Origin of the sequence: Mucilaginibacter terrigena, from assembly GCF_004168255.1 — a bacterium.
GTDB classification, from domain to species: Bacteria; Bacteroidota; Bacteroidia; order Sphingobacteriales; family Sphingobacteriaceae; genus Mucilaginibacter; species Mucilaginibacter terrigena.
In genome coordinates this window covers 384,272-400,013 of the sequence record NZ_SEWG01000001.1, presented here as the reverse complement: position 1 = coordinate 400,013, position 15,742 = coordinate 384,272, and the positions used below count along the sequence as shown (strand labels likewise).

Genomic DNA, 15,742 nt, shown 5'->3' with positions numbered 1-15,742 from the left:
TTATGACTATTTTAAAAAAGTAACTCGGTTTACAATTCAGATCATGTTAATTAGGCGTATAAGCCGCACCCAATTCGTTTACAGACGAATTGATACCCGCATTATAGCTTCCCAACGACCATATGTTTTTACTGGTGATATCTGCTATGTACAGATCGTACCCACCGGAGGTACCGGCCCGCGTACTGGAAAGGATCACGTAACTGGTTCCGCAGGGGTAAGCATCGGCATATTCTGCATTGTTGTTGTTGAATGGAAGACGGGTACGGGTGCTGTTTGCAAAGTATCCCATATAAACCTGGTCGTGATGATCGTCGGCGCTATACCACCTGCTGTATAAGAAGGTGTTTTGGTCGCGCTTTATCGGGTAATACTCCTGCACATCAGCAACATTTGCTAAAGCAGTTTTATTTGAGCCATCGAGATTGATATGAAAAATATCAGAATTGCTGCCCGCCCCCTGTGCAAAAAGCAAGCCTGTGGCATCATCGTTATAGTAAGGCATGCCTTCTTCAATTGAAGGCGTGTTGGTGATAACATCTGTTATATTAGCATCAAGGTCTAACAATTTAAGGTCGCCGTCTTGTTTAAACGCTATTCTGTAACCGTTTGGTGAAAATTTAGGGTCTTCATCCTTTAAACCATTCCCTGCCGTAAGGTTTGTTGGGGCATCTGTATCCCCTACTCTCCATAGGTAAATGTCCCAGTCGCCAGAGCCGGCCGGCTGGCCCATAAATACGATCTTAGTGCCATCCGGGTTAAAATGGGCATTCATAGGGTAGTCAATATTCCAGTTTTGGCTTATCCAGGTTACGGTATTAGTGTTAAAATTATATATGTACATTTTTGTGCCCTCGCAAGCGTAGCAAGAGTAGCTGTGGTACACAAGTTTACCGGTAATAGCAGGTTTTGGGTCTGTACTGTTTAATGGCGTATCAATAACCGGTTTCAAATCTTCAGGATCGAACGGTATGCTGTTCTTTAATTCTTTTTGGCAAGCGCCCAACATCCCGGTTATTAAAACCAGTGATAATATTAAAATTCTTTTCATTTTATTTAAGTTTAAAAATGTTTGCAGATTATGAACGATCACTTAATAACCGGGGTTCTGCTTTAATTTATTATTCCTGTTAAGTTCGCTTGCCGGGATAGGAAGTAACGTCTTATCGTTGTTGGCCGCGTAATTAACCAGTTCGCGGTCGGCGTTTCCACAGTTTAGTTTGTACTCCTTCAAGGCGTTCATTGTACTGGTAAATTTCCCTGCCCTTACCAGGTCGTTAAACCTGGATCCCTCAAACGCAAGTTCTAAACGGCGCTCATTCAGGATGTAGGTTTTAACGGTTTCTTTATCGCTGACGGCTTTGCCTGCCAAGTGCGCACGGCTGCGTACTTTATTTAAGAGTGCAATCGCGCCATCGGCTCCTGATATATTGCCTAATTCGTTTTGGGCTTCGGCTTTCAATAATATAATATCAGCCAGGCGGATCAGGTAGGTATAATCGCCGCTTGCGTAGGCATTAGCATGTTCCCACTTAAAAACGAACGGTATTTGCCCTCCGGATGCACATGGCTTCCAGTACTCATCCGCCCACTCTGCATTGGCCATCAAAATATTTGTGTTCTTGCGCTCATTATCGCCTTCGTTATCGTATGCTTTAACTAAATCTACCGATGGGGTGCAATATTTTCTCCAGTCGTCTCCGGTTAGCGATGGAGGCAAAAACAATTGCGGCCCCCAGTTAGCCTGAGCGGTATTGGCAATGAATTGAACCTCGAAAATAGCCTCGGAATTGATGTAATGAGAACCATCAAACAACTGGTTATAAATAGGATGCAAATCATAACCGGCCGGGCTGTTAATAACGGCATTGCAATACGTTACAACTTTGTTATAATCAGGGTTGGGCATTTGCGCGTATACCTGGGCTAAAAGAGAATTTACAGCGCCTTTAGTTGCCCTGGATTTATTTACCGAAGCGCCCTGACCATAATCATCAGGCAAAACAAGCGCGTCATTTAAATCGGCTATAATTTGTTTGTATACCGCGTCGGGAGTTGCTGCCGGGACATTCACTACTGATGCGTCGACAGATCCAAAGTCGGTTACCAATGGTATATTTCCATATAGCTTGAGTAGTTCAAAGTAATAATAAGCTCTTAAAAATTTAGCTTCGCCGGTAATTTGGGCTTTCCTGGCATCTGTTAGCTGAGGATCGTTCACCCCCTGTATCTTATCGATAACCAAATTTGCGCGGGCTACCCCATTAAAAAGCTGCCGGTAATCAAACGTAGCGCGGCTGTTTGAAGAAGATATGTTTAGGGCATCATATTGATTGATCTCCTGATCGTCTCCACCGGAGTAGGCGTTGTCTGATCGTGCATCGCCCAGTAAAACCCTATCCCAGATAAAATATTCCTGATACAAAGTATTGTAAACGCCTGTAAGCGCCGCCTCCATATCTTTTGCAGTTTGGTAAGCATTTCCCGTAGTAGCGCTGGATTCCGGAGTAACGTCCAGAAATTTCTTGCATGATGCGAATACTGCGATACACATCATCCATATTAAGTATTGTCTGATCCTTTTCATTTCTTGAAATTTAATAATGTTATAACGAGACGTTTAAGCCAATGATAAATGTTCTTACCTGAGGGTATGTTCCGTAATCAATTCCGGATACGCCGTTTTGACTGGCAAAAGCACTTACTTCAGGGTCAAATCCGCTGTATTTGGAAGATGTAAAGATGTTTTCACCGGTGACATATAAACCCAGCTTTTGAATACCCAGTTTTTGGACGATAGCCGGTGAAAAAGAATATCCGATCGTAGCTGACTTAAGGCGCAGGTATGAGCCGTTCTCAATAAATCTGGATGAAATCCGGGTATTACTCACATCATCAGCAACGGCTTTTGGGATATTGGTAACCTGGCCGGGGGTAGTCCAGCGGTTTAGAACCGTTACAGATTGGTTTCTGAAATCGTTCAAACCCTCTGTTTCTATCCGGGTTGCATTAAATATCTGGTTGCCTTGTACGCCCTGGAAAAATATGTTGATGTTGAAGTTTTTATAACTAAGGTAATTTGTAACACCATAAGTGAATTTCGGATTGGCATTCCCTATCACCCGTTTATCATCGTTGTTTAATATGCCGTTGTTATCAAAATCTTCATATTGCTCCATACCTGTTTGTGGGTCAACACCTTTTGCAACATATCCGAAGAAAGTTCCTAATGGATAGCCTTCTTTGATAATGGCGGCTTCTTCCCGTTGTTCAATTGCGCCAACAGGTAACACCTGGTCGGCTATATAACCCACCTTGTTACGGTTAACAGATAAATTTAAGTTGGTTTCCCATTTAAGATCATTGACCAGGTTTTTTGTGTTCAATGCAAACTCGATGCCCTTATTTTGGAGGTTACCCACATTTTGCAAAGCGCCGTTAAAGCCGCTTGATAACGCAACCGGCTTATCAAACAACAGGTCGCGGGTTTGCTTTTTATAAGCGTCAACAGACAGGTTTACCCTTGAGTTGAATAGCGAAATGTCGATACCCAGGTTGTTTTGGATCGTTGTTTCCCATTTCAGGTCTCTGTTTTCAGGAGTATCCGGCCCGGTTCCTGAGTTAAGTACACCCCCTAAAACGTAATTAAAGCCAACGCGAACTTTCCCAAAATAGGAATAAGCATCAATACGGTCGTTACCTACTTTACCCCAGCCGTACCTGATCTTAAGGTCACTTAAAAATGATACATCTTTAAGGAAGTTCTCTTGTGAAAGCCTCCATCCAACAGAGAAAGAAGGGAAGTATCCCCACCGGTTATCCGGCCCGAATACGGATGATGCATCTGCCCTGAAATTTCCGGTTACCAGGTATTTGTCATCAAAAGCGTAATTTACGCGGCTAATGATGGCCTGGTTTGTTCTCGCGCTTCTTGAACCGGTTGCAGAATTAATAACTGATCCACCGTTAACTGTTGTTACTGTTGACGATGAGAAGTTTTTAGTTTCTATTTCCGAAACTTCATAAGCAGACCGGGACATGGAAAAACCACCAAAAGCCTCAACTGAATGCTTGCCAATTGATTTTTTATAGGTCAACGTATTTTCGTTGAGCCAATACGCATTTTGATTCATTCTTAAAACCGCCAGCCCGTTGTTTACCCTGCCGTAATCTGTTTTAAACGGATCAAGGAAATAGTTATATCGGTCGGTAGAATAATCATAACCGAAAAGTGATTTTGCCTTAAGGGAGCTCAGGATATTGACTTCTGCATACACATTGCCAAAAAACCTTGAGTTGTTATAGCCATTAATGGCTCCATCGGTATAAGCCGCCGGATTGTTAAATGATAAACGTAAAGGGTTGGCGGTAAATGAACCATCAGGATTAAATATATCTATGACTGGTGAAGATGTTAAAAGGTTCATGATCACACCGCCCTTACCGGAACCTCTGTTGTCGTCAACATTTCTGTCAAACCATCTTGAGAAAAGTATGCTCGTACCTACCTTAACTATCTTACCGACTTTCTGGTCTAAATTCACTTTAAAGTTGTAGCGGTTAACAGAGTTGTTTCGTACCACACCATCTTCTTTGATCCATCCGCCTGACATATAATACTGCGTATTGTCGTTCCCCCCGTTTAATGCCAGTTGGTAGTTTTGGGCGTAAGCATCCCTGAAGATCACATCCTGCCAGTTGGTATTGGCCTTATACTTTGTCCAATCTGCCACCTCGTTCAATTCAGTCATCAGATCGATATATTGGCTCCTGTCCAGAACATTCAATTTTTTGACAACAGTTGATACTCCACCATATGTTGAAAGCGTTAATACCGGCTTTTGATTTTTTCCTCTTTTAGAAGTGATCAAAACCACACCATTGGCACCGGATGCACCATAAATTGCAGCGGAAGAGGCATCTTTAAGTATAGTAATAGATTCTATATCAGCCGGATTTAGATCAAACGTTGTAGCGCTTTGCACGCCATCAACAATATATAATGGTTCGCTATCGGCCGTTATAGAAGTTGTACCACGTACCCTGATAGAGATCCCTGCCTGCGGTTTGCCCGATGGCCGGATAACTTCAACGCCTGCTGCTTTTCCCTCCAGCGAATAACCAAAATTAGTGGCCGGCCTGTCTTCCAGGTCTTTTGAGGTCACAATGCTCACAGCTCCCGTAAGGTCTTTTTTGCGTTGCGTGCCATAACCTACTACTACAACAGCGTTAAGCTCCTTAGCATCGGGATGAAGCGCTATAGTTATGTTTTGCTGCCCGGTGTAATTAAACGATTGTGGGGCCATCCCTACATAGGAAATAGTAATTTTGGCGTTTTGGTCAATACCTGTAAGTGTAAATTCGCCCTGCGCGTCAGTTGTTACGGTTTTGTTAGTATTGCCTACCACTGTAATGGTTGCCCCCGGTAAGGGGCGGCCGGTTTCGTCAACAACCTTACCATGCACATCTGCAACAGTTTGCCCTGCAGTAGCCGGTAAAATGGCACCATCCTTCAATTTAAATGTTACCGACTTATCTTCGATAAGATAGTTCAGAGGTTGGTTTTTTAATGATTGTTTTAAAGCCTCATCAATAGACGCATCTTTTAGATCTACTGTAACCGGGGTAGTTAATTCCAGGATATCGTCGCTATAAACAAAATCGTATCCGCTTTGCTGACGTATTTTTTTCAAAACTTTGTCAAGGCTCGCGTTTTTTTCCTTAATGGTGATCTTTTGGGCGAAAGTTGATGCGCTGACAGTCATCACAGTCATCAACAGCATAAGGGTGGTCATTTTCACGACTAAAATTATTATGCGCCGCAGATATAAACGGTGCGTAGTTATGCATACTGCATTTAAATTCATAAATTTGAATTGTTCAGGTTAAATAAATTTGTTTTCAACACACGGATATTATTTTCCTTATTGAGGCCAAGCCGCAAAAAGAAAGGTGACCTGAACATGCAGCGTATCCCGAGGTCCAAGTCGGGATGCGTTTTTTATTTCAGGCACCTTTAAGGGTAACACCTACCAGCGTAAAATTTTTTTCATAGTTTTTAATTTTTAGGATATTAAAATTTAGTTAGTTGAATGATAAAGCAACCCTATTGGGCCTCAATTACCTGCACATGGTTGTCCTGAATTAAAAAGTTAACTTTACCCGTGTTGCGGAAAAAAGCCAATATGGCGGCAAGTTTACGCGTACGGCTCACTGCGCCGTTAAATTTGATGTCTTTAAGCCCATCATTTTGCCAGGAAAACTGCACTCCGTAAATACGCGACACATCTGCCAGGATATCTCCTAACTGTCGATGGCTAAAAATCAATTTACCTTGCAGCCAATCAACCGTTTCTTCCAGATCAGCCTCTTTTACAACAAGCTTATTACCGCTTACAACTGTTTGTTGGCCGGGTATTAATAAAACATCTTTACCCGTTGGGTTTAATAGTACACGCGCTGATCCTTCTACCAAAGTTGTTGCCGCCTCGCCTTCGTAAGCACGTATATTAAATTCGGTGCCTATATCTTCAATAGTTTGATTTTTTACGTGTACTAAAAATGGATGAGCCGCGCTATGCTTCACTTTAAAATAAGCCTGCCCGGTTACACTTACCTCGCGCTGCTTGCCTTTAAAACTGGTGGGATAGGTAATGCTTGATTGTGCATCCAGGTAAGCCTCGGTACCATCGGCCAAAATTAAGCTGTATTTATTGCCGCTATTGTTGGTGAGTGTATGTGTAAACAATTCATTGCTATTAGCTTTACCGGCATCGTAACTTATTTCACCATTTTTTTGGTGCAGCTGTGTGCCATCCGCTACGCGGGTATTGCCATGCGCTGCCGGATCCAATGCTATTTTTTTGCCCGTGTTTAAGGTGAGTACCAAACCCGACTGCCTGGGTACCAGGCGTTCGATATTCGTAACCATTTGTTTTTGAGCGGCTTGCTTTTGAAGCACTATATAACCGCCTGTTGCCAGTACCAGGATAATTGAAGCGGCGGCAGCAATGCGGGGCCACATGGATTTAGTAGCGGGCGTAAGCTTGCGAGGGGTGATATTATCCCAAACTATACCGGCATCGGCCAGTATCTCTGCGGGTTGGTAAGCCTTGTCGCTCCCGTCGGAATACTGAAGCAGCCAGCCTTCTATAAAGGCTTTTTCTTCATCGGTTGCTGTACCGTCTTCAATGCGTTTTAAAAGTTCCTTAAGTTTAGTCTCGGTCATACTGTAGCGTGGATGTTATCCTTTTATAATAGTAAGACGAGCACCTAAGCGTTAACAGGTAGATAAAAGTTAAATTTATTTATGCCATATAATGAAGTACAGGTAGGCTATAATGCCAAGCTTAAAACGCAATATTTTTAACGCGTTACTTACCTGTTTACTAACAGTTTGTTCGGCTATATTCAGCCGTTCGGCTATTTCTTTATGGCTAAGGTGATGTTTACGGCTTAATTCAAATATCTCGCGCATTTTGGGCGGTAAACCAGCAATCTCTTTTTCAATAATAGCGGCAAGCTGATTTTCGCGGGTGCGGTGGTCGGTAGCTTCATGAGATTGAGCGGCAAATGCTAAAATAGAAGCAAAGTATTTATCTTTTACCTTACTGTGCACAAACTGGTCTATAATAATATGGTGAACAGATGTATATAAAAAGCCCGCGAGATTTGTAGTGATTTGAATTTGCTGGCGCCTGGCCCAAAGCCGGGTAAAAACTTCCTGTACTATGTCCCTTGCTTCTTCACGGTTACGGGTTTTATTGAACGCATGATTAAGCAGCGTAAAAATATACCGTTCGTAAATTGTGGTATAGGCTACCTGGTCGCCCGACTGTAATAAATCGAACAACTCCTGGTCGGTATATTTTTGGTACACACTTAAACCGGGGTAAGCCATTGGATAAAGTTATGCAAATAATAAAAGAATGTTAAGTTAATTATCAAACATCATAGCATGTGAGATATTATTTAATTTCACCAGTTACGTCAACATTGGCTTTTAATAATTTTGTCTTGAATGCCAAGCTGCATTTTGTTGCCCTTTGAGGTTGACAAGCTTAACCATGCAGTGTATATAGAGAGGGATAAAAACGCACCATAATTTGCAGCTTCCGCGGATTGTTACCCACACAGATGATCTTAGGCTCACCGGTGATTAAACAGGGCAACGTTAGGCCTTATTTCCAATTTCATTCCAGAAAGTAAACTCCGCCTTACCATCCACAAATGACTCGGCCACCTTCATAAATGCTATCATGTGCGGCGTTTGCATGTGTGGGCCGAGGAAAATTTCTTCAGAGGCCCATTTTTCGATAATTAAAAGGCGAAGGGTGTTTTTGGGATCATCGTAAACCTGAATTCCCCGGCAATCCTTTTCTTTTTTAATTACCGTTTTAATTACCGCATTAAGTGCTTTTTTCGCAAATGCCATCTTACCAGGCCTTATTGCGCATGTTATAACAACTGTTACCGGTTTTAAATTGGCACACATGCAAGCTAAAGGTTATTTGTTTTTTGTATCAGGTAATGAAGCTGAACGGTATTGTTGTTTAATTTCGATACGTCTAACAACTTAAGTTTGAATTCGCCAACTACATCTTTTAATAGTGGCAATCCATTATCAAACAATACAGGCTCTACAATAAAGTAAATTTCATCAACTAATCCGGCATTCATGAATTGACTGATGGTCATTGTTCCTCCAATTATTACCGCTTCGGTATGACCTTTATATTCTAATATTTGCTTAATTTCAGCTGGGCTGTCATTTGTAAATGTTATAGTTGGATTATCAGACTTTGCAGTTTCGTCTGTAGTTAATACAACTGTTGTCCCTTCATCTTTAAGCGGTAAATAATCGGGTGCAATAATATTATAGGTAGTTTTACCCATAATCACCGCTTTAAATTTCTGACTTATAGCATACATGCCCTGGCCATACTCAGGAGAAAGCCAATCAGGTACATTTCTTGAATTTGAAATAAGTCCGTTTGCAGCGGTTGCTATGTAAATGCTAATTTTCATTGCTTCTATTATTAATAGTTTAGTAAATTGGTGTTTGTTAATGCGTATTAAAACAAATACTAATTAAAACGCAATTAAATCTGTGGTAAAATTGTGAACGTTTTGCCCGGTGCACAATACCTGACAAAATTGTTAGTAGAAAATTTGCAATGATGAGAAAAAAAGAATCGACCGACTATGCCAATGAACAATCTTTGTTCCAACTTTGTGAGCGCAATTCAGCTATAAGTATGATTAGCGGGCGTTGGAAAGGACAAATTGTTTACTATATCTCCCAGGGCTATGATCGTTTTCATCTCTTGCAACAAAAATTGCCCAATATCTCTGAAACGGTATTAGCAAGACAACTAAAAGAATTGGAAAGCCACGCAATTTTGATAAAAAGGGAAATACCGAATACTGTTCCAACAGGTATAAAGTACATTTTAACCAATAAGGGTATTGATTTGGTTCCAATTTTGGACAGCTTATGTAACTGGGGGAAAATGTACGCAGATGGAAAAAAGATCACTTTGGCTGCGGATCAGCAATTTTAGGCAGCGGGTAGCAACGAAAGTGATTTTGTCCGCTAAACTAATTGCAGTATCATTAATCTACCACTTTTTGTTTATTAACTGCGTAATAACAACTCAGACAAGTAAAAAGTAACAATCCTGAGGAAGAAATCGAAACAAAAAAATGTACGAGGCTACGTTTGTTGTATGCCTTGGAAACAAATAGTTCCGGGCAAAAAAAAGGGGCAGAAATCTCATTTTAAGACCTTGCCCCTTTAAAGGGTAAATGATGGGGCTCGAACCCACGACCCTCGGTACCACAAACCGATGCTCTAACCAACTGAGCTACATCTACCGTATTGGAGGTTGCAAAAATAGAAATCTTAACCCAATATGCAAAGCATTTTTTAAAATTACACTAAGCTTACCTGTTTAGTTCTTATGCTGATTAAATTTGTAATTATGGCAGAGCAATTAGTGGAGTTGAATGTTACCGGTATGCATTGCAACAACTGCGCAATGAGTATCCATAAGTTATTGGAGAAGAAAGGCTTGCAGGATGTACTGGTAAGTTTTGCATCCGAAGAGGTAAAATTCAGCACCGGCGATCGGCAAACTTTGCCGCAAATTATAAAGGATATCGAAAGCCTTGGCTTTAAAGTGGTAGACGAAGCAAATCTGCAGCCCACACCGTTTTACGATAAGGTAGAGAACAAATTTATCTTCTGCGCCCTGTTTACCGCCCCCCTGTTGCTGCACATGGTTTTGCCATGGCATTTTTTGCATAATCAAATTGTTCAGCTGATATTATGCTTGCCTGTATTTTTGATGGGCTGCCTGCATTTTGGCAAAAGCGCCTTTAGCTCGTTAAAAAATGGCGTACCTAATATGGATGTGCTGATCTTTATCGGCTCTACATCGGCATTTATATACAGCCTCGTAGGCACAGTTCAGAATTTGGGAGAGCATTACCTTTTTTATGAAACCTGCGCCACCATTATTACCCTGGTATTGCTGGGTAATGTGTTAGAAAAACGTTCTGTAAATCAAACCACATCGGCGGTTAAAGACCTGATGAAATTTCAACAGGTAACAGCTAACCGGGTTATCAAAGATGGAGTGGAAGTGGTTAGCGCCAAAGAAATACTATCAGGCGATATCCTGCTGGTTAACGAGGGCGACCAGGTACCGGTTGATGGTGATGTGCTATCGGGCGATTCATTGATAAATGAAGCTATGATAACCGGCGAAGGCATCCCGGTTAGTAAAACAAAGTACGATAAAGTTATTGGCGGCACTATAGTACAGCAGGGCAATATCCGCATTATGGCTACCAAAGTAGGCTCTAACAGTACGCTTTCGCAAATTATCGATCTGATGAAAAAAGCACAGGCTGCCAAACCACCTGTTCAAAAGCTCGGCGATAAAGTAGCGGCGATATTTGTACCCGTGGTGATACTGATAGCGCTGCTGACCTTTGTAATAACTTATTTCGCAACCGATGCCGGCCTGCAACGTTCTATGATGAACGCGATTGCCGTTATGGTGATCTCCTGTCCCTGCGCTATGGGCTTGGCTACGCCTACCGCGGTTATGGTTGGTTTGGGTCGCGCCGCAAAAAATGGCATTTTAATAAAAGGTGGCGATACCATCGAAGCTGTTGCCAACACCAAATATGTGTTATTTGATAAAACAGGCACACTTACTACAGGTAAATTCGGCATTATAGAGATAAAGCCCGAAGAAGGTTTTACGATGGAGCAGATCCGCGGGGTGATAACCGCTGTTGAAGAACGCTCTAACCACCCTATTGCCAGATCGCTTGTGGGCGGGTTGCAGGCATATCCGCAGCAAAAAATAATATTACGCACCGCTACCGAAGAAAAAGGCCTTGGTATGCGCGCCGAAGATGTAGATGGCAATAACTACTTTTTGGGGATGGCCAAGCATAAAACCCCCGACCATTTTAACCTTACCCTATACCGAAACCAGGTGCGCATGGCACAAATAGCGGTTGATGATACCATTAAACCGGATGCTGCAAGCCTGATAGCACAACTGAAAAAAACCGGTATTACGCCTGTTTTGGTAAGCGGTGATAAAGCGCTGCGCTGCAAGGTGCTGGCCGCCACCTTAGGTATTAAAGAAGTACATGCCGAAATGCTGCCCGACGATAAGCTGAAGGTTGTTGATATGTACCGTAAAAAAGGCAAAACCATTATGATAGGCGACGGCATAAACGATGCCCCGGCCCTCACCCAGGCAGATGTAGGCGTATCCATGAACGATGCCAGCCATATAGCCATACAATCGGCCAAAGTGATATTGCTAAACACCGACCTGAAATCGGTAGTAAAATTTTTGCAGATAAGCAGGCACACGCTGCTTACCATTAAGCAAAACCTGTTTTGGGCGTTTGCCTACAATATTGTGGCTATCCCTGTAGCCGCATTAGGTTTTCTGAACCCCATGGTTGGCGCATTCGCGATGGCATTTTCTGATGTTATTGTAATTGGAAACTCAATCAGATTGAAAAGCAAGCGGATAGCCCCCTAACCCCCTGAAGGGGGAACAACTAATTGGTATTATCGTTATTTTTGGTCGGTTTCAGCTCCCCCTTTAGGGGGCTGGGGGGCAAATGATAGAAATTTACACAGACGGTTCATCAAGCGGGAACCCGGGGCCGGGCGGTTACGGGGTGATATTGCGGTCGGGGCAGCATTATAAAGAGCTGAGTGCCGGGTTCCGTAAAACTACCAATAACCGTATGGAACTGCTGGCCGTAATCACCGGGCTGGAAGCTATCAAATCCCCAAATCAATCTGTCACCATCTTCTCCGATTCAAAGTACGTTATCGATGCTATTGAAAAACGCTGGGTACATGGCTGGGTTGCCAAGGGGTTTAAGGATAAAAAAAACAAAGACCTATGGCTGCGCTATCTAAGTATCGCTAAGGTGCACAACATTAAATTTGTATGGGTGCGCGGCCACAACGGCCACCCCGAGAACGAACGTTGCGACCAGCTTGCAGTAGCCGCCGGTAAACAAAAAGACCTGCTGATAGATGCTGTTTTTGAAGCGGAATCTGCTAAGGCTTTGCCCGGCTTATAGATAATGGTTAATAGTTCATAGTAGCTACCATCAACCATGAACTATGAACCATCAACTATGAACTAATTCACTGCAAACACACTTCTCCTTCAAAATTCTTTTTAATACGCTGCGGCGAAAAGCAGGCCATCATTTCTTCGGCTTTGGCTACCATGTTTTTGGAGCCGATGAATATGGCCGAGCGCTGGTGCAGTTCAGTCACGTCCAGTTCCAGGATGCGATTATGACCATTACTGGCCTTGCCCCCCGCCTGTTCAATGATAAAGGCCATCGGGTTACATTCGTATACCAAACGCAGCTTGCCATTAGGCGCGGCAGCCGTTAGTGGGTAAATAAATATACCGCCTTTTATCAAATTACGGTGCAGATCGGCCACCATCGAGCCGATGTAGCGCGATGTGTAAGGCCTGTTGGTTTTGGTGTCTTCCACCTGGCAATATTTTATATATTTTTTCACCCCATCCGGGAAATGCGAGTAATAACCCTCGTTGATGGAATAGATAACCCCATCATCGGGGATGGACATATTGGGGTGTGAAAGGCAAAATTCGCCTATAGAAGGATCGAGCGTAAAGCCATTAACACCCTTCCCGGTGGTATAAACCATCATGGTGGACGAGCCGTAAATTACATAACCCGCGGCCACCTGCTCGGTACCCCGTTGCAATACGTCGGGCAGTCCGGCTTTGCCATCAGGAGAAATACGGCGGTAGATGGAAAATATAGTACCCACGCCAACATTAACATCAATATTTGAGGAACCATCCAGTGGGTCGATAGCGACAACATATTTAGCGTTTTTGGAGATCTCCGATTCGATGTGAATGCACTCGTCGTTCTCTTCGGATGCCACCATGCAGCATTCGCCGCCACATTGCAGGGCGGATATAAATTGCTCGTTGGCATATACATCCAGTTTCTTTTGCCCCTCGCCCTGGATATTCATGGTGCCGGCATCGCCCAAAATATCGGCAAGCCCCGCTTTGTTCACTTCACGGTTCACAATTTTTGCCGCGATGCCTATGTCGCGCAACAGCCTCGATAACTCCCCTTTGGCGTACGGAAAATCGGCCTGTTTTTCTATAATAAATTGTCCTAAAGTTTTAACTGCTTTCATGTGGCTTAGTGTAAAAACTACATATTATTTATGCAGTTCAATAACGTCTAAGGTATGAATTTTTTCGTCAGTTATAGAAAATCTTAATAAAGTTTGCACCTTGTGCCAACCCTGTTTCCCGGCTGCACCGGGGTTTAAATGCAAGCAATTTATTTTTTTATCGTAAATTACTTTCAGGATATGCGAGTGCCCGCTGATAAATAAACCGGGTGGCTTAGTGTATATTTCACGCTTTACATTTGGCGCGTACCTGTCGGGATAACCGCCGATATGCGTCATCCAAACGTCCACATTTTCGCACATAAAACGCAGGTGCTCGGGGTAAACTTTTCGTACATCCTGGCCGTCGATATTTCCATATACGCCTTTAAGCGGTTTAAAAGCGGCTAATTTGTCGGCAAGCTCTATATTTCCAAAATCGCCGGCATGCCAGATCTCGTCGCAGTTCTCAAAATGTTTAAAAACAGCATCGTCAAGATAGCCGTGAGTATCTGATATGAGGCCTATACGAACCATTTTTATTTCGGATTTCGGATGTTCAATTTCGGATTCATTTTAAAATATCGTTAAAAAATTGTGCAATGCCGCCCGGTACTCTTTCGAGTAAACCTTCGGGGCATCATAAATTACAAACTCTTCTTCAATAATCTCTTTTTGTTCCTTGCCAAAGGTTAATATCTCGCGGTGCGGTTCGTCATTGCCAAAGGACTTTATAGATATAAAATGCTGCACATACAATTCATTTTTTGGCATCAATTGCTTTATCAGCATTGATGTCGGTAAGGGCACTATCAACTGGCAAGTACCTTCATTGGTCAGATGTTCGGCAGCATATTTAACCAATCGCAAAAAAAACAAACCATCTGTATGCCTTGCCAGGTTCTTTTTTTCGTTGGCAGATGCAAGCGAATCCAGGAAGAAAGGTGGATTTGAAACGATCAGGTCGTATTTTCTGGCAGAATTAACCTCAGCAAAATCGCCGTAAATCATATTTAATCTATCCGCAAAAACAGAACCCTTAAAATTTTTTCCGGCGGTTTCGGCGGTGTGTTCATCAATTTCTACAGCATCAATGTTTGCCCCTGCAAACCTTTGGGCCAGCATCAGGGCAATTACACCGGTGCCCGTACCAATATCTACAATACTTTGCGGGTTGTTTGCCGCAGCCAGCGCACCAAGTAAAACCCCATCGGTATTCACCTTCATGGCGCAACCGGTTTGGTCAACCTCAAACTGTTTAAATTTAAATATATCAGCCATTATTTACCGCTAAACAAACCGTACTTAAGGATGCAGTAAATAGCGCGTACACCATCCTTCCACCCTATTTTCTTACCATCCTCGTAAGTACGGCCATAATAAGAGATCCCCACTTCATAAATACGGATGCGCGGGATACGGGCAACCTTCATGGTCACTTCGGGTTCAAACCCAAAGCGTTTTTCTTTTAATTTGATAGACTGCAGCAGTTTGGTATCAAATAATTTATAACAGGTTTCCATATCGGTAAGGTTTAGGTTGCTCAGCATATTACTCAAAAAAGTAAGCCAGCGGTTACCTATGGTATGCCAAAAGAAAAGGATGCGATGTGGGTTGCTGCCCATAAACCGCGAACCATAAACCACATCGGCAAAGCCGTTGCAAACGGGTTTCAGCAGGTCGTTATATTCGGCGGGGTCATATTCCAGGTCGGCATCCTGGATGATCAGGTATTCGCCCGTGGCCTGCGCTATCCCGGTATGCAGCGATGCCCCTTTGCCAATATTACGCAGGTGTTTAAAGTATTTGATATCCAGTTGAGGGTGCTGCGCACGATAGGCAGCAACAGCCTGTTCGGTACCATCGTCTGAGCAATCATCAACAATAATAATTTCCTTTTGAATATTATCCATCAGTTCCACAGCTTTTATCTTGTTCAAAATGAGGTGAATGGTGCCGCCCTCGTTATAAGCCGGGATAATTATTGATAATTTACCTATTTTCATCATGGAT

At 42.8% G+C, this 15,742-nt stretch carries 14 protein-coding genes and 1 tRNA gene; 3 read left to right on the top strand and 12 right to left on the bottom strand.

Features of this window, described 5'->3' with window-relative positions; all coding sequences use genetic code 11:
• Positions 1-46: 46 nt before the first annotated feature.
• The 7 genes from EWM62_RS01655 to EWM62_RS01625 form a co-directional block, all read right to left on the bottom strand.
• Positions 47-1,051, bottom strand: coding sequence for a TolB family protein (locus tag EWM62_RS01655; RefSeq protein ID WP_203234956.1), 1,005 nt, complete (start codon positions 1,049-1,051; stop codon positions 47-49).
• A gap of 42 nt (positions 1,052-1,093) precedes the next feature.
• Positions 1,094-2,587: a RagB/SusD family nutrient uptake outer membrane protein gene (locus EWM62_RS01650; protein ID WP_238989258.1), complete on the bottom strand. Its 1,494-nt coding sequence runs from the start codon at positions 2,585-2,587 to the stop codon at positions 1,094-1,096.
• 19 nt (positions 2,588-2,606) lie between these two features.
• Positions 2,607-5,795, bottom strand: coding sequence for a TonB-dependent receptor (locus EWM62_RS01645; protein WP_238989257.1), 3,189 nt, complete (start codon positions 5,793-5,795; stop codon positions 2,607-2,609).
• Between the two features lie 311 nt (positions 5,796-6,106).
• Positions 6,107-7,228, bottom strand: coding sequence for a FecR family protein (locus EWM62_RS01640; RefSeq protein ID WP_129874896.1), 1,122 nt, complete (start codon positions 7,226-7,228; stop codon positions 6,107-6,109).
• Between the two features lie 75 nt (positions 7,229-7,303).
• Positions 7,304-7,900, bottom strand: coding sequence for an RNA polymerase sigma factor (locus EWM62_RS01635; protein WP_129874895.1), 597 nt, complete (start codon positions 7,898-7,900; stop codon positions 7,304-7,306).
• A gap of 273 nt (positions 7,901-8,173) precedes the next feature.
• Entirely contained in the window at positions 8,174-8,494 is a 321-nt protein-coding gene (locus EWM62_RS01630) for a putative quinol monooxygenase (RefSeq protein ID WP_129874894.1), read from the bottom strand.
• Positions 8,495-8,499: 5 nt separating this feature from the next.
• The gene (locus EWM62_RS01625) at positions 8,500-9,027 is read right to left on the bottom strand and encodes a dihydrofolate reductase family protein (protein WP_129874893.1); all 528 of its coding nucleotides are present in this window, start codon (positions 9,025-9,027) and stop codon (positions 8,500-8,502) included.
• A gap of 152 nt (positions 9,028-9,179) precedes the next feature.
• Here EWM62_RS01625 and EWM62_RS01620 point away from each other — a divergent pair, with 152 nt between their 5' ends.
• A complete protein-coding gene (locus EWM62_RS01620; RefSeq protein WP_129874892.1) occupies positions 9,180-9,563 on the top strand; it encodes a winged helix-turn-helix transcriptional regulator in 384 nt (127 codons plus the stop codon).
• Positions 9,564-9,802: 239 nt separating this feature from the next.
• Here the strand turns inward: EWM62_RS01620 and EWM62_RS01615 are convergent.
• A tRNA-His gene (locus EWM62_RS01615) sits at positions 9,803-9,876 on the bottom strand.
• Between the two features lie 107 nt (positions 9,877-9,983).
• On the opposite strand from EWM62_RS01615, the gene EWM62_RS01610 reads away from it, so the two are divergent.
• Both EWM62_RS01610 and rnhA read left to right on the top strand, forming a co-directional pair.
• A complete protein-coding gene (locus tag EWM62_RS01610; RefSeq protein WP_238989256.1) occupies positions 9,984-12,077 on the top strand; it encodes a heavy metal translocating P-type ATPase in 2,094 nt (697 codons plus the stop codon).
• Between the two features lie 82 nt (positions 12,078-12,159).
• Complete coding sequence (gene rnhA / locus EWM62_RS01605) at positions 12,160-12,633, top strand: ribonuclease HI (protein ID WP_129874891.1); 474 nt, start codon at positions 12,160-12,162, stop codon at positions 12,631-12,633.
• Positions 12,634-12,700: 67 nt separating this feature from the next.
• On the opposite strand, the gene fbp is transcribed toward rnhA, so the two are convergent.
• The 4 genes from fbp to EWM62_RS01585 are packed head-to-tail and all read right to left on the bottom strand — an operon-like array spanning position 12,701 to position 15,738.
• Positions 12,701-13,750, bottom strand: a complete 1,050-nt coding sequence (fbp, locus tag EWM62_RS01600) for a class 1 fructose-bisphosphatase (protein WP_129874890.1) — start codon at positions 13,748-13,750, stop codon at positions 12,701-12,703.
• A 24-nt stretch (positions 13,751-13,774) separates the two neighbouring features.
• Positions 13,775-14,266, bottom strand: coding sequence for a metallophosphoesterase family protein (locus tag EWM62_RS01595; protein WP_129874889.1), 492 nt, complete (start codon positions 14,264-14,266; stop codon positions 13,775-13,777).
• Between the two features lie 39 nt (positions 14,267-14,305).
• Positions 14,306-15,010 (bottom strand): tRNA1(Val) (adenine(37)-N6)-methyltransferase, encoded by a 705-nt coding sequence (locus tag EWM62_RS01590; protein WP_129874888.1) that lies wholly within the window; start codon positions 15,008-15,010, stop codon positions 14,306-14,308.
• Positions 15,010-15,738, bottom strand: a complete 729-nt coding sequence (locus tag EWM62_RS01585) for a glycosyltransferase family 2 protein (protein ID WP_238989255.1) — start codon at positions 15,736-15,738, stop codon at positions 15,010-15,012. The genes EWM62_RS01590 and EWM62_RS01585 overlap by 1 nt, the downstream gene beginning before the upstream one ends.
• Positions 15,739-15,742: the final 4 nt, after the last annotated feature.

Bases quoted from the DNA above. Each gene is read 5' to 3' on its own strand.
- EWM62_RS01595 (WP_129874889.1), bottom strand. From the start codon at position 14,266: ATGGTTCGTATAGGCCTCATATCAGATACTCACGGCTATCTTGACGAT.
- EWM62_RS01625 (WP_129874893.1), bottom strand. From the start codon at position 9,027: ATGAAAATTAGCATTTACATAGCAACCGCTGCAAACGGACTTATTTCA.
- EWM62_RS01640 (WP_129874896.1), bottom strand. From the start codon at position 7,228: ATGACCGAGACTAAACTTAAGGAACTTTTAAAACGCATTGAAGACGGT.
- fbp (WP_129874890.1), bottom strand. From the start codon at position 13,750: ATGAAAGCAGTTAAAACTTTAGGACAATTTATTATAGAAAAACAGGCC.
- EWM62_RS01635 (WP_129874895.1), bottom strand. From the start codon at position 7,900: ATGGCTTACCCCGGTTTAAGTGTGTACCAAAAATATACCGACCAGGAG.
- EWM62_RS01655 (WP_203234956.1), bottom strand. From the start codon at position 1,051: ATGAAAAGAATTTTAATATTATCACTGGTTTTAATAACCGGGATGTTG.
- EWM62_RS01590 (WP_129874888.1), bottom strand. From the start codon at position 15,010: ATGGCTGATATATTTAAATTTAAACAGTTTGAGGTTGACCAAACCGGT.
- EWM62_RS01645 (WP_238989257.1), bottom strand. From the start codon at position 5,795: ATGACCACCCTTATGCTGTTGATGACTGTGATGACTGTCAGCGCATCA.
- EWM62_RS01585 (WP_238989255.1), bottom strand. From the start codon at position 15,738: ATGATGAAAATAGGTAAATTATCAATAATTATCCCGGCTTATAACGAG.
- EWM62_RS01620 (WP_129874892.1), top strand. From the start codon at position 9,180: ATGAGAAAAAAAGAATCGACCGACTATGCCAATGAACAATCTTTGTTC.
- EWM62_RS01610 (WP_238989256.1), top strand. From the start codon at position 9,984: ATGGCAGAGCAATTAGTGGAGTTGAATGTTACCGGTATGCATTGCAAC.
- EWM62_RS01650 (WP_238989258.1), bottom strand. From the start codon at position 2,587: ATGAAAAGGATCAGACAATACTTAATATGGATGATGTGTATCGCAGTA.
- rnhA (WP_129874891.1), top strand. From the start codon at position 12,160: ATGATAGAAATTTACACAGACGGTTCATCAAGCGGGAACCCGGGGCCG.
- EWM62_RS01630 (WP_129874894.1), bottom strand. From the start codon at position 8,494: ATGTGTGCCAATTTAAAACCGGTAACAGTTGTTATAACATGCGCAATA.